The organism is Sorangiineae bacterium MSr11367, assembly GCA_037157805.1.
Taxonomy (GTDB): Bacteria; Myxococcota_A; Polyangia; order Polyangiales; family Polyangiaceae; genus Pendulispora; species Pendulispora rubella.
This window is the reverse complement of the sequence record CP089983.1, coordinates 10,098,858-10,124,993: the sequence shown is the minus strand read 5'-3', so window position 1 is coordinate 10,124,993 and position 26,136 is coordinate 10,098,858. Positions and strand designations below refer to the sequence as shown.

At 65.1% G+C, this 26,136-nt stretch carries 21 protein-coding genes; 6 read left to right on the top strand and 15 right to left on the bottom strand.

The features are described from left to right. Nucleotides 1-300: 300 nt before the first annotated feature. The gene (locus tag LVJ94_38965) at nucleotides 301-639 is read right to left on the bottom strand and encodes a helix-turn-helix transcriptional regulator (protein WXB02876.1); all 339 of its coding nucleotides are present in this window, start codon (nucleotides 637-639) and stop codon (nucleotides 301-303) included. Nucleotides 640-722: 83 nt separating this feature from the next. Between LVJ94_38965 and LVJ94_38960 the strand changes: the two genes are divergently transcribed. Beyond that, nucleotides 723-1,817, top strand: coding sequence for a major royal jelly family protein (locus LVJ94_38960; protein ID WXB02875.1), 1,095 nt, complete (start codon nucleotides 723-725; stop codon nucleotides 1,815-1,817). Here LVJ94_38960 and LVJ94_38955 read toward each other — a convergent pair. Beyond that, nucleotides 1,810-3,528, bottom strand: coding sequence for an acyl-CoA dehydrogenase family protein (locus tag LVJ94_38955; GenBank protein ID WXB02874.1), 1,719 nt, complete (start codon nucleotides 3,526-3,528; stop codon nucleotides 1,810-1,812). The two genes, LVJ94_38960 and LVJ94_38955, sit on opposite strands and share 8 nt — an antisense overlap. An 18-nt stretch (nucleotides 3,529-3,546) precedes the next feature. Beyond that, nucleotides 3,547-5,220, bottom strand: a complete 1,674-nt coding sequence (locus LVJ94_38950) for an HDIG domain-containing protein (protein WXB02873.1) — start codon at nucleotides 5,218-5,220, stop codon at nucleotides 3,547-3,549. A gap of 263 nt (nucleotides 5,221-5,483) precedes the next feature. On the opposite strand from LVJ94_38950, the gene folP reads away from it, so the two are divergent. Genes folP through LVJ94_38935 form a run of 3 tightly spaced genes read left to right on the top strand, consistent with a single transcriptional unit; the run spans nucleotide 5,484 to nucleotide 8,400 of the window. After that, on the top strand, nucleotides 5,484-6,374 hold the full coding sequence (gene folP, locus LVJ94_38945) for a dihydropteroate synthase (GenBank protein ID WXB02872.1): 891 nt from the start codon (nucleotides 5,484-5,486) through the stop codon (nucleotides 6,372-6,374). Next, nucleotides 6,367-7,464, top strand: coding sequence for a diadenylate cyclase CdaA (cdaA, locus tag LVJ94_38940; GenBank protein ID WXB02871.1), 1,098 nt, complete (start codon nucleotides 6,367-6,369; stop codon nucleotides 7,462-7,464). The genes folP and cdaA overlap by 8 nt, the downstream gene beginning before the upstream one ends. Before the next feature lie 3 nt (nucleotides 7,465-7,467). After that, nucleotides 7,468-8,400, top strand: a complete 933-nt coding sequence (locus LVJ94_38935) for a YbbR-like domain-containing protein (GenBank protein WXB02870.1) — start codon at nucleotides 7,468-7,470, stop codon at nucleotides 8,398-8,400. 122 nt (nucleotides 8,401-8,522) lie between these two features. Here LVJ94_38935 and LVJ94_38930 read toward each other — a convergent pair whose 3' ends face one another. Further along, a complete protein-coding gene (locus LVJ94_38930; GenBank protein ID WXB02869.1) occupies nucleotides 8,523-9,017 on the bottom strand; it encodes a hypothetical protein in 495 nt (164 codons plus the stop codon). A gap of 217 nt (nucleotides 9,018-9,234) precedes the next feature. Between LVJ94_38930 and LVJ94_38925 the strand changes: the two genes are divergently transcribed. Further along, nucleotides 9,235-9,846: a response regulator transcription factor gene (locus LVJ94_38925; protein WXB02868.1), complete on the top strand. Its 612-nt coding sequence runs from the start codon at nucleotides 9,235-9,237 to the stop codon at nucleotides 9,844-9,846. 49 nt (nucleotides 9,847-9,895) lie between these two features. Here LVJ94_38925 and LVJ94_38920 read toward each other — a convergent pair whose 3' ends face one another. From LVJ94_38920 to LVJ94_38910, 3 genes are all read right to left on the bottom strand, one after another. After that, a complete protein-coding gene (locus LVJ94_38920; protein WXB02867.1) occupies nucleotides 9,896-11,692 on the bottom strand; it encodes a serine/threonine protein kinase in 1,797 nt (598 codons plus the stop codon). Between the two features lie 41 nt (nucleotides 11,693-11,733). Next, nucleotides 11,734-12,837, bottom strand: a complete 1,104-nt coding sequence (locus tag LVJ94_38915) for a hypothetical protein (GenBank protein WXB02866.1) — start codon at nucleotides 12,835-12,837, stop codon at nucleotides 11,734-11,736. Nucleotides 12,838-13,021: 184 nt separating this feature from the next. Next, nucleotides 13,022-14,359, bottom strand: a complete 1,338-nt coding sequence (locus LVJ94_38910) for a sigma 54-interacting transcriptional regulator (GenBank protein WXB02865.1) — start codon at nucleotides 14,357-14,359, stop codon at nucleotides 13,022-13,024. Nucleotides 14,360-14,789: 430 nt separating this feature from the next. Between LVJ94_38910 and LVJ94_38905 the strand changes: the two genes are divergently transcribed. After that, nucleotides 14,790-15,092, top strand: a complete 303-nt coding sequence (locus tag LVJ94_38905; GenBank protein ID WXB02864.1) for a hypothetical protein — start codon at nucleotides 14,790-14,792, stop codon at nucleotides 15,090-15,092. Nucleotides 15,093-15,266: 174 nt separating this feature from the next. Here the strand turns inward: LVJ94_38905 and LVJ94_38900 are convergent, their stop codons facing one another. The 8 genes from LVJ94_38900 to LVJ94_38865 all read right to left on the bottom strand — a co-directional run bounded on the left by LVJ94_38900 (nucleotide 15,267) and on the right by LVJ94_38865 (nucleotide 26,121). Beyond that, nucleotides 15,267-15,782, bottom strand: coding sequence for a GNAT family N-acetyltransferase (locus LVJ94_38900; GenBank protein ID WXB02863.1), 516 nt, complete (start codon nucleotides 15,780-15,782; stop codon nucleotides 15,267-15,269). Continuing rightward, entirely contained in the window at nucleotides 15,772-16,041 is a 270-nt protein-coding gene (locus tag LVJ94_38895; protein WXB02862.1) for a hypothetical protein, read from the bottom strand. The genes LVJ94_38900 and LVJ94_38895 overlap by 11 nt, the downstream gene beginning before the upstream one ends. 70 nt (nucleotides 16,042-16,111) lie before the next feature. After that, nucleotides 16,112-16,786 (bottom strand): ABC transporter ATP-binding protein, encoded by a 675-nt coding sequence (locus LVJ94_38890; protein ID WXB10786.1) that lies wholly within the window; start codon nucleotides 16,784-16,786, stop codon nucleotides 16,112-16,114. A gap of 66 nt (nucleotides 16,787-16,852) precedes the next feature. Continuing rightward, nucleotides 16,853-19,108 carry an ABC transporter permease gene (locus LVJ94_38885; GenBank protein ID WXB02861.1) on the bottom strand — a complete coding sequence of 752 codons (2,256 nt, stop codon included), beginning with the start codon at nucleotides 19,106-19,108 and terminating at the stop codon, nucleotides 16,853-16,855. A gap of 6 nt (nucleotides 19,109-19,114) precedes the next feature. Then, on the bottom strand, nucleotides 19,115-20,824 hold the full coding sequence (locus LVJ94_38880) for a lysine--tRNA ligase (GenBank protein ID WXB02860.1): 1,710 nt from the start codon (nucleotides 20,822-20,824) through the stop codon (nucleotides 19,115-19,117). Nucleotides 20,825-20,843: 19 nt separating this feature from the next. Then, a protein-coding gene (gene prfB, locus LVJ94_38875) for a peptide chain release factor 2 (protein WXB02859.1) occupies nucleotides 20,844-21,990 on the bottom strand; the annotation gives its coding sequence in 2 pieces (ribosomal slippage) (nucleotides 20,844-21,920 and nucleotides 21,922-21,990; 1,146 coding nt in all). 18 nt (nucleotides 21,991-22,008) lie between these two features. Then, nucleotides 22,009-23,178: a low temperature requirement protein A gene (locus LVJ94_38870; protein ID WXB02858.1), complete on the bottom strand. Its 1,170-nt coding sequence runs from the start codon at nucleotides 23,176-23,178 to the stop codon at nucleotides 22,009-22,011. Between the two features lie 87 nt (nucleotides 23,179-23,265). Beyond that, the gene (locus tag LVJ94_38865; GenBank protein ID WXB02857.1) at nucleotides 23,266-26,121 is read right to left on the bottom strand and encodes a carboxypeptidase-like regulatory domain-containing protein; all 2,856 of its coding nucleotides are present in this window, start codon (nucleotides 26,119-26,121) and stop codon (nucleotides 23,266-23,268) included. Nucleotides 26,122-26,136 lie beyond the last annotated feature (15 nt).

The following is a 26,136-nucleotide window of genomic DNA, read 5'->3' as shown; positions in this document are numbered from 1 at the left end:
AGGCAGGGAACCAACGCCCAACGGCGTCCAGCTATCGGGAACAACACGTGGGGTGGTGATGGGACGCGCAGCGGGCGCGGACCGGTGGCCGAATTCCTCGTTGGGGTAAGCTGCGCCGACAACTGATCGCTCCACCGGAACTTTTCCTACCCTCATTTTTATCTGGCAGAGAGCCAGAAGAAGAACGTGTGAGGTTGCGCGGAACGCGCGATCACGCACCCGTTTGTATGCGCCCCGCCGTGGGCGAGCTCGTGTCACGCCGTCACACTGTCACGCTATCCCCGAGGACCGGGGGTATGGCTAGCCGAGACGGGCCAGGCGCGCTTGGCCCCACGCGGCGAGCGCTTCGATGATGGGCTGCATGCTCTTGCCCTCGGGTGACAACGCGTAGTCGACCCGCGGCGGCACCTGCGCGTGGATCGTGCGCGTGATGAGGCCGGACTCCTCCAACTCGCGCAGCTGCTTCGCGAGCATGCGATGGTTGACCGCGCCCAAGCGGCGCTGCAACTCGTTGAAGCGGAGCGTGCCCTCTTGCAGGTGGTACAGGATCACGCCCTTCCACTTGCCGTCGATCAGATCGAGCGCGGCCTCGACGGGACAACCTGCGGCGCAATCGTAGGTCTTCTTCTTTGCGGCCATGTCGGTATCAAATTCGATACTACCGGCATTATTTTGCCGTATTTCCGAATGCGTCGCCACCTCCTATCTCCGCGCTACCCACGATGAAAACAGCGCTTCTTCTGATGGCGGCACTTCTCGCGTCTTGTTCGTCGACGTCCTCTTCGACGCCGGCCGTGACCTCGGCCTCCGAGCGGTCGACCCTCTCCGTGGCGGCCGAGAGTCGCACGATGATCTGGAACGGCGTGGCGGTGGAGGGCGGGCGCGTCTTCGTTTCCGGCCCGCGTTGGACGGGCTCGAAAGGGCCCTCGGTGGGCGTGCTCGACAAGGCGGGGCAGCCCCAGCCCTATCCGAGCGCCGCGTGGAACGAGCCCGGTCGCGATCCCGCCCAATCGTTCGTCAACGTGAACGCCATTCACCGCGATGGCGACGGCCACCTCTGGGTCATCGATGCCGGCGTCTCCGGCTTCGGCGGTCCGCCCGTGCCCTCGGGCCCCAAGGCCGTGGCGATCGATCTTCGAACGAACCAGGTCGTCCGCGTGTATCCCTTCGATGCGCGCATCGCAGGGCCTGGAAGCTACGTCGACGACATTCGCTTTCACGGTCGCCATGGCTACCTCACCGACGCCGGTCGCCCCGGCATCATCGTGCTCGACCTCGACAGCGGCGCCGCACGGCGCGTCCTCGATGGACACCCTTCGGCCACCGCGCCATCGAATCGGCCCATCATCGTCGACGGCGCGATCGTCAAGGCGCCCGACGGCTCTCCTCTTCGCGTGAACGCCGATCCCCTCGAGGTGAGCCCCGACGGGAAATATTTGTACTATGCATCCCTCCACGGACCTTGGTCGCGCATCGAAACGCGCTGGCTCGACGACGCGTCCATCCCGTCGACGGACCTCGCGGCGAAGGTCGAACCTTGGGCCGATCTCCCGCCCACCGGCGGCACTGCCATGACCGCGAACGGCGACCTCTATTTCGGCGATCTCGCGACCAACGCCATCAAGCGCCGTACCGCCGGCGGCACCATCACCACGGTCCTTCAGGACGCGCGCCTGCACTGGGTCGATGCGCCCGACATCGACGAGGACGGCTTCATCTGGCTTCCCACGCCCCAAATGGATCGCGTGGCGCTTTTCAACGGCGGCGTCTCCAACGTCGACCAGCCCGTCCGGCTTTATCGACTGCGCGTCAAATGATGTCGAAGGGGTAGCCGCCGTCGTTGTACGCGCGGTCGGCGATGGCCTTGCGCAGCTCGTCGTCGTTCTTCTCGAAGGCGGCGACATTGTCGGCGAGGCGCTTTTCCGCGGCCGAGACGAACACCGTGGTCAGGTCGATCTCGCGGCGAGCCCCCTCCTCGCCGCGCTGCTCCAGCGCGCGCGTGGTGCGCGAGAGAACGGCCGCGATGGCAAACAGATCGATGGCCATGTCGGCCACCCGCTTCTGCGTGTACTGCATCTCGGCGATGTCCTTGCCGAACTTGCGCAACGCCTTGTCGACGTTCTTCGCCAGCTCGATGGTGTACTCCTCGAAGACGACGGCCTCGCGGTTCAACACCGGGTGCGCCCGTGTGAAGCGCTCGCGGCCCAGCGCGGTGCGCGCCTTGCGAATGGCGAAATCGCTCAGCAGGCCGAATCCCTTGATGGGCTCGCGCATGGCCCGCGCCACCTCCACCAGCTGACGCCCGGGACCCTGCATCCCGCTCAGCGCGATGAAGCAGCGCAGAATCTCGTTCGTGCCCTCGAAGATCAAATTGATGCGCGCATCGCGCAGGTGCCGCTCGTACGAGTAGTCCTGCATGTAGCCGATGCCCGCGGCAATCTGCAGCGCCTCGTTGACGATTTTCCAGAGCGTCTCCGAGCCGTACACTTTGCAGATGGCGCTCTCCACGGAGTAGTCGGCCACGTTGGAGTCGATGAGACCCGTGGTGAGGTACGTCATGCTCTCGAGGGCGAAGGTGCCCGCCATCATCTGGGCAATCTTGTCCTTGATGAGCCCGAACTCCCCGATGGGCCGGCCGAAGGCTTTGCGCTCGCGCGCGCGCTCCACGGAGAGCTTGATGAGGCGCTTCGCCAACCCGATGCCGCCGCTGGCCACGCCCAGGCGGCCGCTGTTGAGCACCTCCATGGCGACCTTGAAGCCGCGCCCCACCTCGCCGAGCACGTTCTCGATGGGGACCTTCACGTCCTCGAAGTACACCTCGGTCGTCGAGCTACCGCGGATGCCCAGCTTGTGCTCGTTGGGGCCCGTGCGCACGCCCATCCCGCGTTCCACCACGAAGGCCGTGATGCGCGGCTTGGCGCCGTGCTCCGCCGGTGAGGTGCGTGCGAACACGGTAAAAAGATCCGCAAAGCCTCCGTTGGAGATCCAGATCTTCGACCCGTTCAGGGTGAAGTACTTGCCGTCGTCGCTGAGCTCCGCGCGCGTTTGAATCGCCGCCGCATCGCTCCCCGCGTTCGGCTCCGTCAGTGCGAACGCGGCCACGCACTCGCCGGTGGCCAGGCGCGGCAGGTACTTTTGCTTCAGCTCTTCGCTCCCGAAGAGCAAAATGCCCTTCATGCCGATCGACTGGTGCGCGCCCAACGTCACCGCGAGCGAGCCTTCCAGGCCGCTCACCTCCTGCATCACACGCGCATACGCCGTCGCCGAAAGCCCGATACCTCCGTAGTCATTCGGGATCAAAAGCCCGAAGAGCCCCAGGTCCTTGATGCCCTGCAGCACATCGTCGGGAACCAAGGCTTCGCGATCGATCTTCTGCGCGTCGACGTTCTGCGCGAAGTATTTGCGCACGCTGTCGAGCATGATGTGCAGGTTGTTCGTCTCCGCCGGCAAAGGCTCCGGGTACGGCACGATCAGGTTGTCCGCGATCACGCCGTGAAACAGCGACTTCATGAACGACTGCTCGATCATCGATTCCTCGCGTGAAACTTAGTTCGGTTTGGACGAGCCCTTGCCCGATTCGCCGCTGCCGCTGGGGGAGGGCTTGACGCCCGGTGCTTGGGAAACGGGGGCGGCGGCGACGATGGCGCCTTTGCTCCGACGGCGTTCGTCTTTCTCCTGCCAGGGATACTTGATGCGGCCGTGGTACATCGCCACCAGGGTGTCGGCCATTTTCACGATGAGGATCTTGAGCTCTTCCAAGGTGAGGCCCGCCTCGTCGAGCTGGCCCGTCTTCAGCTTCGTGAAGATGATGCGCTGGATCATCTCCTCGAACTTCGCCTTCTCGGGGGGCTGGATCGTGCGGCTCGCGGCCTCGATGGAGTCGACCAGCATCAGGATGGCCGTCTCCTTCGTTTGCGGCTTCATGCCCGGGTAGCGAAAGAACTCTTCCGTCAGGTTCTTCGGGTTCCCGCGCTGTTTGCACTTGTGCCAGAAGTACTCGATGACCTGCGTGCCGTGGTGCGTGTAGGCAAACTCCACGACCGGCTCCGGGATGCCGCCGTCGCGCAGTAGCTTCGCTCCCTGAACCACGTGCGCCATGATCGCGTCCGCGCTCACCTCGGGTTCCAGATCGTCGTGCGGTGTGCGCTCACCCGCGGCGAGGTTCTCCACGAAGTACTTCGGCTGAATCGTCTTCCCGAGGTCGTGGTAGTACGCGCCCACTCGCGTGAGGAGCGCATCCGCTCCGATGGCCGCCGCCGCGGCCTCCGCCAGATTGGCCATGGCGCGTGCGTGCTCCCACGACCCCGGCGCCTCCTCCGCCATTTTTCGCAGCAGCGGGTTCTCGAGGTCCGTCAGGTCCATCAAGCGATCGCGTCCCACGCTGCCCAGCGCACGCACGGCGAACTGACGCAGGAAATGCGCGAGCAGCCCGGCCAGGGCCCCGCCGCCCACGATGCCGAGCAGCGGGGAATCGAGCCCGAAGTAGAGCTGGCGCCCGATCGCGAATTGGCCCTCGAACACCGTGATGATGGCCCCGTACATGGTCCCGGCAATCAGACCGCCGCCCAGCCCCGCGAGCATCATCTGCCGGGGGTGCTTGCGGTTCAGAAAGAGCAGGCTCGAGGCGAGCCCCCGCGTGATGAGCACCGCCAGAAATGGCAGGTCGAACACCAAGAGGGACGAGGCCATGAAGGTCATCATCACGTTGATGAGGAAGGCCGTGCGCCGCTCGAAGGCGAAGGTGCACCACAGGGGAACCGTGGCGACGGGAATCCAAAATTCGCTCAACGGTGTAAAGACGAGGAACACCTTGGCGACGATGAAGACGCCGGCCATCGTCCCGAAAAGCCCGAGCTGCGTGCGCAGGAGGCGCGTGCGTGTCGGTCCGAACCGGCGAAGGTACGCCGACGCCAAGAGCAGCAAGGTCAAATGGATCACGAACATCGCGGCCGTGCGCATCGATTGCGCGGGCCGGCGCGTCATCTCGAACGCGTAGGCGATGCGGTGCGCGTCGTTCGACTCGTCGAGCACCGTGCCGCGGGGGATGAGGACCCGCGTATGCTCGTACGCAATGAGCGACGACTGCGCCTTTTGAATGAACGAGGCGTAAGGAACGCGGATCGTCGTGGGCGTCGGCGCGCCAAAATGCGGCTCGAGCTGAGGAATCAGCGCGTCGCCGACCTGCGCCAAGGTGATGATCATGGCGAAGCCGAGGCTCATGACCACCCCGGCGATCGCCCCTGCTCGGACCCTCGTTCGCAGCATTTGGGAGGTTTGGCCCTCGTGCCGGCTTATAGAAACCGCAAGCCGTGAGGCGAGAAGGTACTCCGCCGCGAATTGCCGTGGCAAGGCTACGAATCCTTGCTCAACGGTATGGGTATTGCTACGTGGTTAAGAGGAAGGCCGAGTAGGGAGCTTGCGGGAGCTTTGGCGGGGCCTTCACTTGAACGAGTCAGTTGCGGCTCGTTCCGGAAGGAGAGTCGGTGAATCGGGCAAGGTCTCTCTTTGCAATTATCCAGCGTGCGTCGACGACCCGGGGCACGGCGGTCATGGGTATATGCAACGTCACACCCGATTCGTTCAGTGATGGTGGGCAGTCGTTCGACGAGGAAGACGCCCGCGCACGCGTCGACGTGCTCTTGCAGGAGGGGGCCGACATTCTGGACATTGGCGGGGAGTCGACCCGCCCCGGTGCCGCGCCCGTTCCAGCCAGCGTTCAGCTCGCCCGCGTCCTTGGCGTCGTTCGCTACGCCGTGGAAAAGGCCGAGGCGGCCGGCGCTTGCGTCACCATCGACACCGCGAGTCCCGAGGTTGCCCGCGCCTGCCTCGATGCGGGCGCATGCGCGGTGAACGACGTCTCCTGTTTGCGCGACGATGCGCTCGCCGACGAAATAGCCCGCGCCGATGCGGCGTTCATCCTGATGCATGCACGGGGCACGCAGGCCGAGATGCGCGGGTTCAGCGATTACCGCGGCGCGTACGATGACGTGGTGAAGAACGTCGTCGACGAATGGCGCGCGGCCGCCGAACGAGCCATGGCCCGCGGAGTTCCGCATGCTTCGCTGCTCATGGATCCGGGGCTCGGCTTCGCGAAGACCGCCGCCCAAAGTGCGGACCTGCTGCGCTGTCTTCCGGAGATGGCGCGTGCCGTGGAGGTTCCCATCGTCATTGGGGCGAGCCGCAAATCGTTTCTGACGAAATTGACGAAGGGTGATCCCGCACCTGCTGAACGCCTTGGAGCCTCCATCGGCGCCGCGGTTCACGCATCGTTGCTGGGCGCGCAGGTGGTGCGCGTGCACGACGTGAAGGCCACGCGGCAAGCGCTCGAGGTGGTGAAGGCGCTCGCTGCGTTGGGAGGTCCCGACCATGCTTGAAGGCCTCCTCCACCTCTTCTCCATGCGGCCGCCGCGGGAGATCATGATCGACCTTCTCGATCTCCTGGTGGTCACCTACGTGATCTACCGCGCGCTCATCGTCATGCGTGGAACGCGGGCGATGCAGATGGGCACCGGCCTCGCGGTCATCTTCGTCGTCTACCTGGTGGCGCGCTGGCTGAACATCGTCACCCTGTACAACCTTCTCTCGTCGCTTCTGTCGTCGATCATCCTCGTCGTGGTGGTCGTCTTCCAGAACGACATCCGCCGCGCGCTCATGCGCGTCGGCGCGCGGGCCTTCCTCGGTGGCATTTCGCGGCAGCAGGAATCGCGGGTCATCGACGAGGTGGTCGCGGCCGCGACCGAGCTGGCCCGCCACCGTATCGGTGCGCTCATCTGCTTCGAGCAGGATGCGAACCTGGACGAATTCGTGGTGGGGCAGGGGACGCTCATCGACGCGCAGGTGCAGCGCGAGTTGCTCGTGGGCATCTTCCTCCCGGAAAGCTTGAACAAGCTGCACGACGGTTCGGTGGTCATCCGCAACCTGCGCGTGGCCAAGGCCGGCGTGTTCTTCCCGATGCCGGACACCAAGGTGCTCGACAAGTCGCTGGGCTCGCGGCACCGCGCGGCCCTCGGCATCACCGAGGAGACGGATGCCGTGGTGGTCGTCGTCTCCGAGGAGCGCGGGACGATCAGCTTCTGCTTCAACGGCAACATCATCTCCAACCTGGATGGTGCGTCCTTGCGCCAGGCGCTGCTCGGGCTCTTCGGTCAGCGCGCCCGCAAGAAGAAGACGCCGCCGAAGAAGGACAAGGAGCGGCAGACCGGTTCGTACCGCTTCTCGCTTCCGCCGCGCTCGAGCAAGGGCGATGCGCCGCCGGCCAGCCTTCAGCCGCAGAGCGATCGCGTTCCGCCGTCTTCGGCCGAGCGCCCGCCGCCGGCGCGTGATTCACTGGACGACATCGACCCTCGCCCCGAGCCTTCGCCCCCGCGCCGCCTCGCACCGGCCAAACCGATCGAGACGCCAGCGCCGGCGCCCAGCTCTCTTCAAGGCACGCAAGTCCCGAACTCGGGAGAATCCGACAAGTAGACCATGGCCCTCGAACTCGGCGAAAAGCTGAAGGCCGCCTTTACGGAGAACCTGAACCTCAAGTTCATCGCCTTCGTCCTGGCGCTGCTCTTGTACTCGCTGTTTCACGGCGCGCAGGACGCACAGCGGACCATGACGGTGAACCTGGTGGCGTTGATGCCGCCCGAGAGCGCCGACCGCGTCTTGGTGAGCCCCATGCCTCCGTCCGTGCGGCTCACGTTGCGTGGCTCGCGCTCCGCGTTGGACGATCTTCACTCCGACGACATCGGCTACCTGCAGATCGACGTCCACCTTGGCTCCGAGCGCCGCGTGACCTTGGATCCGGGGATGGTCCACGTGCCGCCGAGCGTGCGCGTGGAGCAGATCGATCCGCCCGCGATCGACCTCGTGTGGGAAGACCGGGTGACGCGCGATGTGCCGATTCAGGTCAGCGTGGTGGGGACGCCGGCACCAGGCTTCGTGGTGAAGGGTGTCCCGCAGGCCGATCCGCCCACGGTCCGCGTGCGCGGGCCGAAGAGCGAAGTGCTGGTGCTGCAGCACGTGCGTGCCGACTCCTTCGACGTGTCGGGTCTGACGGAAGGTAGTTTCCCTCGTCATCTGGCGATCGACCGGCCCACCGGCCGTGTGCTTCCGGATCTGGCGACGCAGAGCGTGTTGGTCACGGCGGAGATCACACGTGAGGTGGTCGAGCGACCCTTCGTGAAGATCCCCGTGGCCGTCGTGGGCCAGGCCAAGGGAAAGAGCCAGCCCACGGAGGTCGACGTCCGCCTCGTGTGCCCGCCGGAAATCCTCCGCGCGCTCCGCCCCGAGCAAGTGGTCCCCAAGGCCACGGTGCACTCCACCGCCGCCAGCGGCAGCGAATCCGTCGCCATCGAGGTCAACGTCGAAGGCTGCGAAGCCCACACCACGCCCAGCTCCGTCGTCGTCCGTTGGTAACCCGGCCAGAGGGAGATTCACAGGAAGACGGGAAGACGGGAAGTTTTTGATTTTTCATCGGGGCGCGGTGGGCGCGCGGAACCCCTCAACCCTTCCCGTCTTCTGTAAATTCTCCGGCCGGTTCAGAGCGAGCAGTCGTTCAGGGTGCCGCCGCCGGTGACTTCGGAGCAGCTCACGCAGAAATCCGTCTTGCGCGCGCAGTCGCAGTTGGCAGCCGAGCACCCACCCGCGAAGGCCTTGCACTGATACGAGCGACCGGCGAGCAGCCCGGAGATCAGGCAGTATTCCGAGCCGACAAGGCACTGCTTCGTGGGGCCGCATGCGAAGTACTCTGGCGCGTTGGCAGCGCAGGCGTCGGCGCCGTCGTCGATGCCCGCGCGATGCGCTTCACACGCCATCGTGTAACGGCGGCCGTCGCAGCCGCATTGGGGCGGCGACAGTGCGGTGCACGAATTCGGGCGCAGCTGGCAGACGCCTTCGCCACCGGCGCCGCATTTTCCGTCGGAGTAATCGCAGTACTCGTCGAAGTAGCACGGATTGGTGCGCGAACAGGCGCGCGGAGGTCCGCTGAGACCGCCATCGGGGAGGATACGGCTATCGTCACTTGCGTCACGCAAGTCAGTATTGCCAGGCGCCTCATCCACTGCCCAGTTGAGCCCACACGCCGCGCTCAGTCCACTGACGAGGAACGCCGCCGTGGTCGATATTGCCCGCGATGTTTGCCGCATACGACGGAATGGATACGCTATGGTGGAACTACCGTGGCCCGGCGGTCTCTGGAGGGATTCGATATCGGCTTTGGGCCGGGGCGCGTGTGAATCGCTACTACGAGTCATGATGACTTCTCGGGAGGGGTTTCTGATCGTCGCTGACGATCCCGTCGTGGCCAGGGAGGTCGCTTCGCTCATCAAGCGATTCGGTCCGGCGCACGTAGTGCACAACGCACCCACGGCGAAAGAAGCCATTTATCGCTGGATGTGGAACGGCATGGTCGTCGACGAGCAGCTCGGCAACGACTCGGGGATGGACCTGGCCGACCTCGCGCGCGTGCGCGATCCGTCCATCCCCATGGCGATCCTCACGGCGGTGCTCGAGCCGGCCATGGTCAATCGCGCGGCCCGGCTGGGTGCACTGTTCATTTGCAAGCCCTGCGGACCGGAGGAGCTGGCCCCCTTCGTGCGCCAATCGCTGATTCGCGAAATTGGCTCTCCGCAAGTGGGCCCCATCCTGATGCGTATTTCGGAGACCTATTCGCTTTCTCCTCGGGAGTCGCAAATCCTGGCCAGTGTGCTTGCCGGTGTTGCCCGAGACCGGTTCCTGATTGATCAGGACATGTCGCCGAATACGTATAAGACGCACGTAAAGTCCCTTCTGCGAAAGACGAACTTTCTCAACCTCAGCGCGCTCACCGCCTTCATCTTGCGGCAGGCTGCAAGCGAGCGATGAGCACGCGATTGATAAGCACGCTTCGTTCCGGCGACGCGCCCTCGTTCTGCTAGGGCGATCGCTTGGTGTACGGATTCGGCGGGGCGCGGTTGAGCAGTTCGGTTGCGTTTTCGGCGTTGGCTTGCAGGGACTTGGCAAGGTTGGTCGTTTGCTGCGAGAGCGAGCTGTCCGACTTGCGCAATCTATTGCGCGATGAGCGATGCGAAGAGCCGCTCGACGTGCTCTCCTTCGCGACCGGCGCGGGGGCCTGAGGCGCGGGCGCCGCCGACGGTTCAGTGGCGGGGCGAGCCTCGACGTGCGCGGCTGCCTCAGTGGCTGGCGTGGGCGCGGGTGCGGCGGCCGGGGCCGGCGGGTGCACGTCGGGACGATCCAGGCGCGGGACTGCATGCGCAGGCGCTGCCGTCGTCGTCACCGGCGCAGCCGGCGTGGATGACGAGAGGTAGCGCTCCGCACGCACGATGCGATCGAACGTGTCGTGGCTCGGCTTCACCGAGAGCTCGCCGTGGATGCCCACGCCGGCAACCACGAATACCGAGGCCACGGCGGCAAGTTGTACCAGCCGCGCGAGTGACCAGCGCGCGGCGCGCACCGGCATCGGCGTGAGGTGCCGCGAGGAGTTGAACTCCACCTCGGCGCACGAGCGGCTGCCCGTGTGGCACAGCGCTCCGTCTTCCGGCTGCGAATGCGCACGCATGCGTTGCGACGGAAGATCGCGGCTGCCGTGGGCCGGCGTCGGCTCGATGCCCTGCGGTCGCTCGGCGCTCCCGCTGGTCGCGACCAGGGCCGAACGCGGACAGAACGTGTCGAACGCACTCGACATGCGCAAGGAGCTCATGGTCTCGCGGAAGAGCGCGCGACGCTTCTCCAGTGCCTCGTGCGCGAGGTCCTCGACCCATGCGCCCGTGCGCGCGGCGCTCGCCACGTCGTGGTCTTTGCGGGCGGCTGCCTCGAGCGCTTCCGCAAACTCGAGCGCCGTCTTGTAGCGCTCCTTCGGATTGCGCGCGAGCGCCTTGAGGACGACCTCGTCGAGCGCTTCACCCGCGGCAGGATTCACCGACGACGGCACCGGAATCGGGCCGCGCAGAACCGCACGCAACGTGCGGATGGCATCGCCGGCTCGGAAGAGACGGCGGCCGCAAACGAGCTCCCAGAGGATGACGCCGAGCGCGAACACATCGGCTTGCGGCGTGACGATGGAGTCGCTCACGTACTCCGGGGCCATGTACCCGAGCTTGCCCTTGCGGGCGCCGTCGGTCGTGCCCTCGATCTGCGTCATCTGTGGCGTTAGTGCCGTGGCCTTGGCAATGCCGAAGTCGACCACGCGAGCCGTGCCGTCGAGACCGACGAGGATGTTCTGGGGCGAAACGTCACGGTGGACGATGCCCAGCGGCTGCCCCAGTTCGTCGGCCGTGGTGTGCGCGGCGTGAAGCCCCGCCGCCGCGTCGAGCACGATACGGAAGGCAATCGGAAGAGGAACGCTCTCGTTCTTGCGCGAGATGCCGCGCGAGAGATCGGAGAGGGCGAGCCCTTCCACGTAATCCATCACCAGAAGCAGCTCGTCGTCGAACTCTTCAACGTCGATCACGCCTGCCACGTTGGGATGGTGGATATGCGAGGCGAGGCGCGCTTCCGCGAGCAGCATGCCGCGAAATGCAGCGCTCTCTAGCAGGTGCGGATGCGCACGCTTGATGGCCACGACACGGGAAAATCCCTTCGCCCCGCGTGCGCGACCCAGGTACACGGTCGCCATTCCACCCGCGGCAATCTTCGTGACCACTTCATAGCGTGAATGGCTCAGAACCTCCGCTCGATCGGATATGAAACTGGCCTGTTCCGCGTGGTTCATCAGGTTCCCTCTGGAAGGACCGCTGTCCCGGTCCTCATGGGCTAGTAGGTCGTCGTGATAGTTAAGCAACTACCGAGCCCCAACGTCGTTCGGGGTCCGGAAGCACGACCTGGTGTTCGTGAATGCGACCAATCTACGAAGAACACTGCGAGAGTGGCTGTTGCGGCCACTCCAATCGCAGTGAGACCAAGAAGCACGTTCGTGCGCGTTTGTGCCCCACGACCCTCGCTCGCGCGATCGGAAGTGCGGTTCAACTCGAACTCATCGTGCTTCGCGTTCGTATCGATTCCTGACGCTATCGTGAGTCCGCCCAGGACCGCGGTGGTTGCTGCTCCTACCCAAAACCACGTTGGTGATAGATGTCGGGAACCGGTTGAATTGCCCTGGTTTTGCCCTGGGGTGACAGGGTGCGATATTGGATCCTTCGATATGGTACTATGTGCGACATTGGCTCCACGGAGTGGAGCGGGGGCATCCGGATCGGGACGCACTTCCACTTGCTCGCGCGATGCGATCACGACGTCGCGGTGATCTTCGCGGCCGTCGATCTTCATGCTGAGGACATGACGTCCGACGCCGATCCACGTGCGTGCGTTGACGGCCCAAGGCCGGTCGTCGACTTGCGCAGCGCACGTGTGTTGCGCTGCGCATTGAATGGTAAGTGTGCCCGTGCGTACTTCGTATTCGGCGTGCGCACGTGAGATGAGTCCCGTGAGCACGGTGCGATCGCTGGACGCGGGTGATTGCGACAGCCGTGCTTCAGCGCGCGTCGCGAGGTCCATGACCATGGCCGCGCGACCCGCGCGCATGGCCGAGTCGAGTGCGAGTTGGAGTGCGAGCGTGTTGGGTGCGAGCGTATCGGCGCGCGAGAATTCGTCGGCTGCGCGCGCGTAATCCTTCGCGTCGAAGGCTGCGGCGCCGCGGTCGTAAGCTTGTGCAGCGGCGAGTTCACTTTGCGCGCTCTTGGAGGTGGAGGCGGTGTTTGTATTCTGCACTGATACGGACGAGCCAGCGGGCTTCGACGGCAGTGTCGCCGTGAAGTCCTTCGGCTTGATCTTGCCGTCGTCGGCGTGAGCGGTGCTGCTCGATGCGAGCGGCGCCGCTAGCGCGCACAAAACGCCAGCTATTAGACTTCCCCTCACCATTCTGGCCTCATTCGATAGTTACGGACGTCAGGTATGGGACTCAATTCGCCCTTTGGGGTGATGGGACCCGTCCGTAGGTCGGATCCCCTTCTCGCGGGGATCCTCGAGGTGCCACCTCTCCAACGGAGCAGTGATCGCCTTCGGTTCCACCCGCGAGCCGGGGACGGCCTCCAGATCTAATGGCCTATCGCTTCCCCAATCCGTGTCTTGCGAGAAGCCTGCCGAGGTACGTCCGATCCAATCCGGATATCCGAGCCGCAGCGGATTGGTTGCCTTGCGTACGCGCCAGCAGCGCGCGCAAGTAGACGACGGTGAAGTCTTCCACCAGCGCCTCTTTTTGTGCGAGGAAGGGACGGTCGAGGTCGACGTACGCAGCCAGCGCAGCCGCGAGTGCGCCTTCGTTCGCCGCGCTCTTGTCGCCCGGCAAATAACCGAGCGCCGCATACGCTTGCACCAAGTTGCGCAGCTCGCGCACGTTGCCGCGGAACGTGCGCGACTTCAGTTGCTCGATGATCGTTTGCGGAAGCGATTTCTGGCCTGCTTGCTCGGCCAAACGGCGCGCAATCGGCTCGATGTCCTCGGGACGCTCGCGCAACGGTGGGATGCGCATACGCACGACGGCGAGACGATAGAAGAGGTCTTCGCGGAAGCGACCCGCTTCCACTTCCTCTTCGAGCATGCGGTGCGTCGCGGCGACCACGCGCACGCGCACGCGCCGCGTTCCATCGGCGCCGACGGCGCGGAGCTCGCCCGTTTCGAGGGCGCGCAGAAGCATGGGCTGCACGTCGAGCGGAAGCTCACCAATCTCGTCCAGGAACAGGGTGCCACCGTCCGCACTTTCGAACGCACCCTTGCGCGCTTCTACAGCACCAGTGAACGCTCCGCGACGATGTCCGAACAACTCGCTTGCCACCAAGTCGCGCGGGATGGCACCGCAATTGACCACCACGAGCGGCCCAGCGAACACTTCCGATCCTTCGTGAAGGGCGCGAGCGATGAGCTCCTTACCTACGCCTGACTCGCCTTCGACCAGGACCGTGACCAGCGAACCCTCCAGCCGCTCGAGGGTCGCGAAGATGCGGCGCATCGCATAAGAGGCGCCGACGATGTTGCGGTACTCGTCGTCGGGGTAGGCGGCCCCTTCTTCCAGCGACTCGGTGTCGGCGTCGATGGCGATTTCGGCAGCGCCGACTTTGATGCGCGAACCAAGCGAGAGCACGGCGCGCTCGATGCGCTGTCCGAGGTAGTGCGTGCCGTTGCGGCTACCAAGATCCGTCACGCGCACGCCGTCGGGTACGAGCTCGAGTTCGGCGTGGGTGCGTGAGACCGTGGGCGAGGTGACGACGAAGTCGGACGTGGGCGCCGAGCCGATGATGCACTTGCCCGAGGCGAGACGATGCGGCTTCTGACCCGCAGGCTCGATGATGCGCAACATGGCGCCGAGCGGCTTCAGATCGGGCAGATCGTGAATGAGCGTCGACGTCGCTGAATCGAGGCCTTCTTCCGAGGGGTCATGCGCCATGTCGTGAGGAGTCTATGTTAGCGAGCTTGCGGCTTCGAGACAGCTGTGCGTGCGGCTGTGACCGCGCAGTTCGTTCCATCTTCACCAGATAGATGTCAACGGAACCACTCTTGTAAGCCTACGCAATCCCGGCAAAAGATCCAAAAGAGGCTTTTTTATTCCGCTCCAGGCAGCGCAGCCGGCAAGCGGCACGTGGGTTGCTCAATGGGTGGGCAGTCCTGGCGTCGAGCCTACCGAAGACATGCTGGGGCGAAGACTGTGGGCCCGGGGGGGTGCCACCAAGGGAGGGGAGTAGAAGGAGAGGAGTGGCCCGCGCGCGCGACCCGCCTGGCGCGCGCGCGGGCCCGAGGGGTTCTGACGACTCACCACCCACGTAATAGCAGATAGCAGACGTGCGCGCGCCCAACTTAGACCGAGGGGAACCAGTCGAATGAGCGTGTTCGAGCACTTGCTGGACGACGACGATGATGAGCGAAGCGAGGAAGCTTCGGCCCAACTTCGTGTCGGGTATCGGAACCTGTCACTTACGGTGAACGGTGTTCCTGTTGCCGATCCCCAGCGAGCTTTGATGGCCTGCCGAGGAAAGATTCGTGATGTTCAGGTCTTCGTCTTCGGCGACCGTGTCGAATTTTTCATGATGCTCCGCTTCGATCGCGAAGCGGATACCCTTCGCGTGCCGCCCGAGCTTTTGCGGGTGTTGACCGCCGAAAAAGAGTCGAACGACCCGACGTAGCTGCTGGCGCGAACCGCCAAGACGCCAAGGACGCCAAGAGTGGGATCGGGGGGGCCCGATCGTCGAGCATACGCTCGGCGATGAATCTCCGCCCTTGGCGTTCTTGGTGTCTTGGCGGTTCGAGAAGCTCGTAGGAGGCGCGATGGCCCTACGCCGTCGCGGAGTTTTGGACTCCTAGGCGCTGCTCGCCTTGATGGCGCGCATGGCCAGGAACATCTCCGTGGGTTGGGGCCGTGCTTCGGACTGGCCCTCCAACGTGTCGAGCGGAATGAAGCCATATTTCTTGTAGAAATCGATGGCGCCGGCTTTTGCGTCCACCACGACGCCTATGCAGCCGGAGAGACTGCTCATCGTGATGGAGAGCTTGAGGACGAAGCGGAGGAGCAGCTGGCCTAAACCCTGGCCACGCGCAGTCTCGTCCACCGCTAGCCGCGCCAATCTCAATATGGGCAAGGGATACTGCGGCAGCTTTTTTCGCACGCCCGCGGGCAGCTCATCGATCTCGATGTGACCGGAAGAGACCGTGGCGTACCCTAGGATCGCCCCATCTTGGACTGCGACGTAGGTAACCCCTACGTAGTGTTTGAACTGATTCTGGCCAGCAAATTTGTGAAGGAAGCGATCGAGATCCGGCTCGCCGGAGCGGAATGCCGCCCGGTCGTCGTCCTCTCGCAGGGGCCTAACTTCCACGGCGCATCAGCTGCCGTAGTGCGGTGGTTGGTTCGCCCGCTTCCATCTCCTCGAGGATCGCTTCTCCGGACTTACGTGTAACGACGATCTTGGGATGGATCACGACATCCGCCGGAAGCTCCTGGAGGGCTTGAAGGTGGTGTCGCAGAGCTTGCTCCACCAGGTGACCCTTCTTCGTTCCCGTGGCACGAACGTGCCGTTCGAGCAGGTCTTTGGTCGTTTGGGAAACGAGCGCAGAGATTTGTATTTCTTTGTCCATGACGAATCTAGAAAAGTATACATTTTTCTAGGAAGTCGTCAAAGAACCAGCCTGCCTTGCTTCCGAGCTCCTACGCCGTTGCCGAGTTTTGGACTTCGGCGACGGCGTTGCGGCGTTCGTCTTTTTCGACGCGGCCGTCTTTCAAGGTGACCACGCGGGGCATGCTGGCCGCGAGGGCCAGGTTGTGCGTGACCACGACGATGGTGGTGCCGCGCTGCTTGTTGATCGTGAAAAATAGGTCGTGGATCTGCGCGCTGGTCGATGAATCCAGGTTGCCCGTGGGCTCGTCGGCGAGGAGCAATTTGGGCTCGAGCACCAGGGCGCGCGCGAGGGCGACGCGCTGCTGCTCACCGCCGGAGAGCTCACCCGGGCGGTGCAAAATGCGGTCTTTCAGGCCGACCTCTTCCAGGAGCGCACGCGCGCGCGGCTCGAGATCGCGGCGGGAGCGGCCCTGGATGAGCCCCGGCATGAGCACATTTTCCACCGCGTTGAACTCGGGCAGCAGATGGTGGAACTGGAAGACGAAGCCGATGGTGCGGTTTCGAATGTCCGCCAGGCGCGAACTGGTCACCTGGGTGAGCTCCTCGCCCGCGAGGCGCAGCGACCCGCTCGTGGGGATGTCGAGCGTCCCCAGGCAGTGCAAAAAGGTTGATTTCCCCGCACCGGACTGCCCGACCACCGCCACGATTTCGCCCTCGTGGATGGAGAGATCGATCCCGCGCAAGACCTCCAAGGTACGTCCCATGTGTTGGAACGACTTGCGGACGTTATCGGCGATGACCAAAGCGTTGGGCACGTTGAATTCTCCCTGTTACTCGTAACGTAGGCCATCGACCGGACGAAGGGTCGAGGCCGCATAGGCTGGGTACACGGTGGCCAAGGTGCAAATGGTCATCGCCGCGAGCGCCACCGAGAGGAAGTCGAGTGCGTCCACGTTGATGGGCAATCGATCGATGTAATAGACGTCCGGATCGAGCCGCACGCCAAACCACTTCAACCCGGTGCAGAGCGCCAGTCCCGTGGCCACGCCGAACACCGTGCCGATGGCGCCGATGATCATGCCCTCGGTCATGAAGGTGCGCAAAATCGAGCGATCGCTCGCACCGATGGCCTTGAGGATGGCAATCTCTTTGCCCTTCTCCGTCACCATCAAGAGCAACGTGCAGATGATGCAGAAGCTCGCCACGATGATGGCGATCGACAGAATGATGAACGTGGCGAAGCGCTCCAACTTGAGCGCCGAAAACAGGTTCCGGTTGATCTCGCGCCAATCGCGCACGCGGAGCTCGGGCCGCTTCATCGCATCGGTGATGGCCGGGGTGAAGAACTCGGCGCGTTCGGCGTCCTCCACCTTGACGTCGATCGCGTGGACCTTGTCGCCCAGGGAGAAGTACTCGTCGGCCATCTCCAAGGTCGTGTACACGTGCGTGGCGTCGTACTCGTACATGCCGCTGAAGAAGATGGCGGCCACCCGGAATTTTCGCGTGCGGGGCATCACGCCCATGGGGCCGAGATCGCCTAGCGCGGAGACCAAGGTGACTTCGTCGCCGACGTAGACGTGCAGCGTCTTGGCGAGCTCGCGCCCGATGATGATGCCGGGGCGCGCGGGCTTGGCCATGATGGACTCGCGCACCGCCGGATCGATGTCGTCGGGCAGGCCCAGCTCGGTGCCTTTGAGGAACTGCTCGCCGTGGGAGCCGAGGCCGATGACCTCGTCGGGCGGCAGTTTGGCGAGCTTTTCTGGGTGCTCCAGGTACTCGAATTTGCCGACCTCGATGTTGTTCGGCAGCTCGATGACCCCGCCGATGGTGACCGGATCCACACCGCGCACGATGACGCCGGAGAGGTTCGAGGGGCTCGAGATCATCCCCTCGCCGTGCGCCACCGGGGTGGCGCCCACGACCCCGGGCACCGCGCGGATTTTGAGGAGCACGTCGTCGTAGTTTTCCCACGCCGACTGGCTCGTCATGTCGACGACGATGTGCGCGTTGTTGCCGAGGATCTTCCGCTTCAGATCCTGGCCGAAGCCGCCCATCACGCTGACCACGCTCGAGAGCGAGCACGAGGAGAGCGCGACGCCGGAGATGGAGAGAATCGAAATGACCGTGAGAAAGCCGCTCTTTTGCGCGCGAATGTGGCGTGCGCCCACGAACGATTCGAAGCTCCGCCCCTCGAGGCGATCGAGCGCGTAGGGTAGCAGCAGCGCGAGGCCGACGATGATGGCGATGACGCCGCTGACGATGGCCGCCGCACGGACGGCCGTGTCCTGGGCGGACCATGCGGAGCCGCGCAAGGTCGGCATGGCGCGCACGAACAGTGTGAGCCCGATGAAGAGCGTGACCAACGCGACGAAGGTGATGCGCAGGAGCCGCCGGACGACGCGGCGCTTGTACTCCGGATCGAACCAGGGCAGGTCGTTGCGGCCGGTCGTGCGCGCGTAGCCGTAGGCCAAGCCGATCTGCTGGATGCCCAGCAGAACCACGATGCCCAGGACCGGGACCATCACGCTGACCAGCACCAGCGGCGCCAGCACGACCGCGTGCAGCAGGATCGAATCGAGGCAGTGCGAGGTGGCGCGCCAGCTCTTGCGCATCGCCTCGAAGAGCTTCGCGTCTTCATCGACCATGAAGTAGGCCGTGAAGGCGAAGCGTAGGTTCCAGACGATGCCGATGGCGAGGGCCGGGATCAGCGACACGAGCGCCCACGGCGACCACGCGTGGGATGCCAGGCATAGGAGCCCGGCCAGCATCGGGATGAAGAACGTGACCAGCGCCCCGAGCGCGCCCAGACCGAGAAGCCGTAGGCCCCGTCCGAAGGCACGCCCCAGGGTTCCTGGTTCCGCCGGGGTGTCGCGCATGGCGGCCAGCGAGAGCTCCGCGAGCTGCGCGAGGAAGATCGGCGCGGCCAGCGGGAAGATGATCCCCGTGAGCACGGCGCCGAGCAGCGGCCCGATGAGCGATTTCCAGTGCCGAAGAAGGGCACTCGTGCCGACCCCGAGCGCCTCCCCGGGCGTCCACGGCTGGATGACGGCCTCCGTCTTCCAGCGCTGGCTCTGCTCGCTCGACATGGTCAACTAGACCTCGGCCCTAAGAAGCGGGAACAGAATGACGTCGCGGATGGACGGCGCGTTGGTGAGCAGCATGGTCAGCCGGTCGATCCCCAGGCCGAGGCCTGCGGTGGGCGGCATCGCATGCTCGAGGGCGCGCACGTAGTCCTCGTCGTAATCCATGGTCTCTTCTGCGCCCTTGGCCTTCATGGCGACCTGCGCGCGGAAGCGCTCGGCTTGGTCCTCGGGATCGTTGAGCTCACTGAAGGCATTGCAGAGTTCGCGGCCGCTGACGAACAGTTCGAACCGATCGACCAACTCGGGACGCAAATCGTTCCTGCGCGAAAGCGGAGACGTCTCGTACGGGTGATCCTTCACGAACACCGGGAGGCTCTTCGAGCCGTCCGCGGAGCGGTAGTCTTCGACGAGGAACGGCTCCGAGAGGTACTCGTAGAGCGCGAAAAGCCGCTCGCCGTCGTTGTCGCACTTGAGCATGCCCTTGCGGAAGTTGCCCCAGTCGATGGCCTTCGCGCGGGGCGAGCTCTTCGACCACTCTTTGATGCGCTCCCCGAAGTCGCTCCGCAGAAGGTCGACCAGCCCGGCGCCGCTCTTCTCCACGGCGCGGGCCCAGTCCGCAATCTGCGTGCGCTCGGCGGCGCGCTTCACCGCGTCCTCCATCGGCAGGCGCACGAAGGGCTCCGCCAAGGTGAACGCGCGCGCCTCGAGCCAGCCGCGGTGCGCGTCGGGCATGACGCGGGCGAGGTGCGCGTCGACGCGGCGCAGGAGCGTCTCGGTGAAGTCCATGAGCGTCTCGTACGTGGCGTACGCCCAATAGAACTCCAGCATGGTGAACTCGGGGTTGTGGCGCGTGCTGATGCCCTCGTTCCGGTAACAGCGGCCGATCTCGTACACGCGTTCGAGCCCGCCCACGATGAGGCGCTTCAAATAGAGCTCCGGCGCGATGCGCATGAAGAGCTCCATATCGAGCGCGTTGTGGTGCGTGGCGAAGGGCTTCGCGACGGCGCCGCCGATGAGCGTGTTCAAGGTGGGCGTCTCCACCTCGAGGAAGTCCGTCTCTTCGAAGACCGCGCGCATGGCCCGCACGATGTGGCTGCGCGCACGGAAGACGTCGGCCACGCCGGGGTTGGCGATCAGGTCGACGTAGCGCTGTCGGTAGCGCGTCTCGACGTCGGAAAGGCCGTGCCACTTCTCGGGCAGCGGGCGCAAAGCCTTGGTGAGCAGGCGCAGGCGCGCCGGCTCGATGGAGAGCTCTCCGCGCTTCGAGGCGGTGAGGGCGCCCTCGGTCTCGATGATGTCGCCGATGTCGAAGTCGTCGAGCCGCGCGTAGTCTTCGCCGAGCGTGGCCTGGCTCACCAGGAGCTGAATCTCGCCGGTGCGATCGCGAAGGCGCAGGAAGGAGAGCCCACCGGCGGAACGATGGGCGATGATGCGGCCGTGAACGTGGAACGTGCGCCCTTCGGCGAGCTTCTTGACCGCGTCTTCGCCGTACTTGCCGTCCGTGCGCGCCGACTCGGCGAAGGCGCGCAGTGCGCCGATGTCCTTCGTTTCCGAGCCGGGGAGGCGCGGGACGACGTCATTGGCAAACGGGTTTTCACCACGCGCTCGAACGCGCTGCGCCTTGGCGCGGCGCGCCTCGAGCAGCGCTTGTTCGGCGGAACCTAGCGAGCTTCCCTGTGGGGCTCGCGGCGAAGGTGAGTTCGGGTCGGACGGCGACATCTTGGTGGCCGTGGGTTTATCATGCCAGGTCGGCCGCGTCGTCGGCGGAAACACCCTTTTTCAGGTCGCCGCCAGCGGCAGCGAGCAGGTACGCCTCGAGGAAGGAGTCCAGGTCGCCGTCGAGGACGGCGTCGACGTTGCTGTTCTCGTGCGCCGTCCGTGCGTCTTTGACGAGCCGGTAGGGCGCGAGCACGTAGTTGCGGATCTGGCTGCCGAAGTTGATGGCGCTTTTGGTGGCTTGGTACGCCGCATTGGCCTGCTCGCGCTTTTGCAGCTCCAATTCATAGAGCTTCGCTTTGAGCACTTTCATCGCCATGGCGCGGTTTTGATGCTGCGAACGCTCCGCACGGCAGACGATGTTCAGGCCCGTGGGCAGGTGGCGCAACCGGACGGCGGTTTCGACCTTGTTGACGTTCTGCCCGCCCTTACCACCGGCACGCATCGTCGTAATTTCGATGTCCTTCTCCTGCACGTCGATCTGGATGTCATCGTCCAGGTCGGGCGTGATCTCCACGGCGGCGAACGCAGTTTGCCGCGTGTGGTCCGCATTGAAGGGGCTCATGCGAACCAGGCGATGGACGCCGTTCTCGGAGCGTAAATAGCCATAAGCCGAATCGCCCGAGACGGTGAAGGACACCGCGTCGATGCCCGCTTCGTCGCCCTCTTGGTAGTCGACGATTTCCGTCTTGTAGCCGCGCCGCTCGCACCATCGCATGTACATGCGCAGGAGCATTTGCGCCCAATCTTTGGCGTCGGTGCCGCCGGCCCCGGGGTGAATGCTGACGATGGCGCCCGAGCGATCTGCCGGACCGGAGAGCATGCGGGCCAGTTCGGTCTGGCGGACGCGATGTTCCAGCTCGGAAAGGCCTTTGGCGACTTCCGCGATGGTATCGTCGTCTTTTTCCGTGGCGCCGAGCTCGAGTAGGACGGAGGAATCCTCCACGTCGCGTTCGAGCTTTTCGAAGTTCACCACGGTTTGCTCGATGCTCGAGCGCTTGCGGGTGAGGGCGAGGGCCTTGTTTTGGTCGTCCCAAAAGCCGGGGGCCAGGGTTTGCTCGGCGAGGCGGTCGAGTTCGCGCTTCAGTCGAGCGACGTCAAAGATGCCCCCTTAGCGCCGTGAGGCGCCTTTTGAGGTCTTGGAGCGTGTCGCGGGATTCGGTCAACATGTGGCTGGCTTAGCACATTTACTCGTGGATCGGATGCCCGCGGGTGGCGATGACGACGACGGCGACCAATCCCGCGGCGATGGCGGCGGTGAGATGGACCGGGGCGGGCGAAAAGGCGGCCGCGAGCACGAGGACGGCGGCCACTGGGAATCCAATGGCAATGGGCCGGCATTCGTTGGACGGGCCAATGTGCAGCAGCCAGGTGGATATCAAGTAGACGGCCACGGGGAGGGGAATGGCCAATCCCGCGGGGAGGTGGGCCAGATGGCCTTTGTGGGTGTCGTAATCGACCGCGACCTCCATGCCGGCACCGACCGCGGCGGCCGACGCGAAGATGAAGTAGTGGCCATAGCCCCAGACGACGGCGCTGCGAAACGAGGTGAGTCGCCGGTGGCCGGGGCGGTCGAAATAGAGCCACCACATGGAGAAGACGATGACCAATCCCGCCGCGGCCACGGAGACGAGGGTCGCGGTGTGGTGTCCTTCGTGGAGGCCTTCCTGGATCGCGCTGGTGGCGCCCGTCACCGTCTCACCCAGCACGATGAGCGTGAAGCATCCGTAGCGCTCGGCGACGTGGTGCGCGTTCCACGTGGTGTGCGCGGCTTGCTCGGCCCAAACGGGAACGGCGAGCTCGACGACCATCAGGGCGAGGAACGACGGAACGAGCCATGGCTCCGGGAGGGCGAGCCGCGCGATCCACGCGATCTGGAGGAGCGAGATGCCGAGGACATACCGCAGGGCCGTGCGCCGTCGCTCGGGATCGCCACGCGCGGCGCGAAGCCATTGCGAGACCCCAGCGAGGCGCATGACCACATAGCCCGCGACCACGACGGCAAAGTCGCCCTCGAAGGCGCGCCCGACGCCCGCCGCGATCACCAGCCCGCCCGCGATCTGTACGAGTACGGCAAGCCGGTAGGAGACGTCGTCGGTGTCGTAGGCGCTGGCAAACCAGCTAAATTGCAGCCATGCCCACCAGATGGCGAAGAAGACGCAGAGGTAATTGAACACGCCGTGCCCGACGTGGTTCTCCGCGAGCGCATGGTGCAGCGCCGACCCCGCCCGGCTCACGGCCACGACGAAGCATAGGTCGAAGAGCAGCTCCAACGACGTCGCCACCCGGTGCGCCTCGTGCGCCTCGCGCGCGACCATCGGGCGGTACCAAGCGCGCGTGCGGGGACGTTCGGCCATCGGCGCCGCACGATAACAAAACACGACGGCCGCGCATCCGAAGATGCACGGCCGTCGAGAGCTGTCCAGGGCCCTAAACCCTAAACCCTAGTTGATCACGGGGTGTCCGCATTTGAACTGGACGCCGCCACCACCGCACGTATCGCCGGGGACCGTGCATTCGCCGCATTCGATGAGTCCACCGCACCCATCGCCTGCAGGACCGCACTCGTACCCGCGTTCGGCGCACGTGAGCGGCTTGCAACCGCCGCACACGCTCGGCGTCCCGCCGCCACCGCATGTCTCACCCGGCTTGGTGCACGGGCCGCAATCGAGCTGGCCGCCGCAACCGTCGCCGATCGGTCCGCAGGTCGCCCCGACTTGTGAGCAGGATCGCGGGGTGCACGAACCTTGGCCACACACGTTGGGCGTGCCCGGGCTGCCGCCGCCGCAGACCTTGCCCGGAGAGCAGGTTCCGCATTGGACGACACCGCCGCATCCGTCGGCAATGGGCCCGCAGTTCGCGCCGGCCGGGCAGGCCTTGGGAACGCACGTGCTGTTGCCGCACACATTCGGCGAACCGCCGCCGCCGCACGTCTCACCCGGTTGGGTGCACGGGCCGCATTGGAGGACGCCACCGCAACCGTCGCCGATCGGACCGCAGGTCGCGCCGGCCTGCTGGCAGGTGCGCGGAACGCAGCTCGGGTTGCCGCACTGATTCGGGACGCCGCCGCCACCGCAGGTCTGCGGAGGAATGCACTCACCGCAGTTGAGGATGCCGCCGCACCCGTCGGCGACCGGACCGCAGGTCGCTCCCGCCTGGGCGCAGGTGCGCTTCACGCACTGCGACCCACCGCACTGGCTCGGCGTTCCGCCACCGCCGCAGGTCTGCGGAGGCGTGCAGTCGCCGCACTGGATGATGCCGCCGCAACCATCGCCGACCGGACCGCAGGTCGCGCCGGCCTGTACGCAGGTGCGCGGACGGCAGGTGGGAGGCGGCGGGGGGATGTCCGGCTGGATGCAGGAGGCCAGGTCGAACAGCATGAACATCAGGATCTTTTCCTGTGCCGAGATGTTGCTGCTCTGGCAGTGGTTCGGGAACCTGGCGCCGTTCGTGTCGGAGTTCGTGACGTGGAAGTCGCTGAAGATGACGCGGCCGCACTGCTGATCGGCCGGCTTGTTCCACGGCATGTTGAAGGTGAAGTGCTCCACCTTGCGCGCATCGTCCTCACCGTAGAGCCAGCGCTGGGACGGGGAGTTCACCCCTCGGAGGTCCCAACGCGCCTCGTTGATGGTCACTTGCGGCGGGTTGTTGCTGGACAAGGCATCGACGTTCGCGAGCCACTCCCGGAACGCTGCACCCTTCGGGAAGCTGGTATCGACGTTGGCCGTGAGGCTGTCCATACCGTCCGAACCGTCCGAGTCGACCTGCCACTGGGCTGCCGATTGGAATGGCTGCTGGTTGTAAAGCCACGCGTAGTTGTAGTGGGTCGCGAAGACGCGTCCGCCGCTGTTGGCATAATTGACCACCGCCTGCTTGCGCGCCGTGGTCTCGTCGTTGTGGAACCCTTCGCAGGCGAAGAGGACCTGGTCGTACTTGTTGATGGTCGCCTGGCTGTCGACCAGCTGGTCCTCCGAGACGGCGTTGCCCGAGGGGGGCCGTGCCGGCTGGTGTCCGTCGCGACCCGTGTCGCCTTGGTACATGCGAATCCGACCGGTGCCGCTGGGGCCCGAGAATTCGCTGTCGTCGATGCCCATCTTGCGGAGCAGGCACTCGAGCGCGTCGACGTTGCCCGTGGAGAGAGCCGTCAGCGGAATGTCGCCTTCGGTCTTGTTCTTCGGCAGCCGCGTCAGGGTAGGCGACACGTTCGTCACCTGGCACGCCGGGACGTTCGACACCTTAATCTGTCGGCGCCATCGACCGAGCTGGATGACCACCGGGATGTTGTTTCCAACCGGTACGTTGGTCAGCGTGAAGGAGCCGTCGGTGCCCGTCGTGGTGCGAACGAGCGGTTTGCCCGACACCTCCGAGGAGCACTGATTGCAGGAGACGCCGTTCGTCGGGAACGGGTCGACGGCAGCCGTCGGCACGTAAACGATGGCGTTGTAGAGAGGAAGGGTTCCATTGGGCGCGTAAACGACTCCCCGGAGGGTCGTCTGCGTGGTCCCTGGGCAATTCACCTGTCCCGCGTCCGGAGGCTCGCCGCCGCCGCACACGCTGGGTACGCCGCTGCCGCCGCAAATGGCCGGCTCGACGCAGGTGCCGCATTGAATGGTGCCGCCGCACCCGTCCGCAACCGGTCCGCAGTTCGCACCGGACTGCGCGCATGTGCGCTTTACGCACGGCGTAGAGTTGCCGCCGCAGACGCTGGGGGTTCCGCCGCCGCCACAGGTTTGCGGCGCGTTGCAGGTGCCGCAATTGAGCGTACCGCCGCAGCCATCGCCTGCGAGTCCGCACGTCGCACCGATTTGTGCGCACGTCTTTGCCACGCAGGCGCTGCTGCCGCCGCACGCGTTCGGCACTCCGCCACCGCCGCAGGTTTGTGGCGCGTTGCAGGTGCCGCAGTTAATGAGGTTTCCGCAGCCGTCGCCTTGCGGGCCGCAGGTTGCTCCGAGCTGTGTGCACGTCTTCGGGGTGCAGCTGCTCACACCGCCGTCGACGATCTGGCCACCGCACTGTCCGGGTTTCGCAGGATCGCCACCGCAGGCCGTTCCACCACCGCACGTGCCGCAGCTTTCGATGACGCCGCCGCACCCGTCGCCGGCTTGGCCGCAGGTAATGCCTTGATCCTGACAGCTTTTGGGGCGGCAAGCGCTGTTACCACCGCATTTGCTGGGGACTCCACCACCGCCGCAGGTTTGGCCCGCGGCGCATGCCATGCCGCAGTCGATCAGACCTCCGCAGCCGTCGGCAATCGGACCGCACGCTCCGTCTTTGCAGACATCTTCTTTCTGCTTCGGCACGCATCGGTTGGAATC

Coding starts and splice junctions, on each gene's coding strand:
- LVJ94_38890 (WXB10786.1), bottom strand. CDS start 16,786: ATGGGACGTACCTTGGAGGTCTTGCGCGGGATCGATCTCTCCATCCAC.
- LVJ94_38920 (WXB02867.1), bottom strand. CDS start 11,692: ATGAACCACGCGGAACAGGCCAGTTTCATATCCGATCGAGCGGAGGTT.
- LVJ94_38955 (WXB02874.1), bottom strand. CDS start 3,528: ATGATCGAGCAGTCGTTCATGAAGTCGCTGTTTCACGGCGTGATCGCG.
- LVJ94_38925 (WXB02868.1), top strand. CDS start 9,235: ATGATGACTTCTCGGGAGGGGTTTCTGATCGTCGCTGACGATCCCGTC.
- LVJ94_38960 (WXB02875.1), top strand. CDS start 723: ATGAAAACAGCGCTTCTTCTGATGGCGGCACTTCTCGCGTCTTGTTCG.
- LVJ94_38905 (WXB02864.1), top strand. CDS start 14,790: ATGAGCGTGTTCGAGCACTTGCTGGACGACGACGATGATGAGCGAAGC.
- LVJ94_38935 (WXB02870.1), top strand. CDS start 7,468: ATGGCCCTCGAACTCGGCGAAAAGCTGAAGGCCGCCTTTACGGAGAAC.
- LVJ94_38895 (WXB02862.1), bottom strand. CDS start 16,041: ATGGACAAAGAAATACAAATCTCTGCGCTCGTTTCCCAAACGACCAAA.
- LVJ94_38915 (WXB02866.1), bottom strand. CDS start 12,837: ATGGTGAGGGGAAGTCTAATAGCTGGCGTTTTGTGCGCGCTAGCGGCG.
- cdaA (WXB02871.1), top strand. CDS start 6,367: ATGCTTGAAGGCCTCCTCCACCTCTTCTCCATGCGGCCGCCGCGGGAG.
- LVJ94_38910 (WXB02865.1), bottom strand. CDS start 14,359: ATGGCGCATGACCCCTCGGAAGAAGGCCTCGATTCAGCGACGTCGACG.
- LVJ94_38880 (WXB02860.1), bottom strand. CDS start 20,824: ATGTCGCCGTCCGACCCGAACTCACCTTCGCCGCGAGCCCCACAGGGA.
- LVJ94_38965 (WXB02876.1), bottom strand. CDS start 639: ATGGCCGCAAAGAAGAAGACCTACGATTGCGCCGCAGGTTGTCCCGTC.
- LVJ94_38885 (WXB02861.1), bottom strand. CDS start 19,108: ATGTCGAGCGAGCAGAGCCAGCGCTGGAAGACGGAGGCCGTCATCCAG.
- LVJ94_38870 (WXB02858.1), bottom strand. CDS start 23,178: ATGGCCGAACGTCCCCGCACGCGCGCTTGGTACCGCCCGATGGTCGCG.
- LVJ94_38950 (WXB02873.1), bottom strand. CDS start 5,220: ATGAGCCTCGGCTTCGCCATGATCATCACCTTGGCGCAGGTCGGCGAC.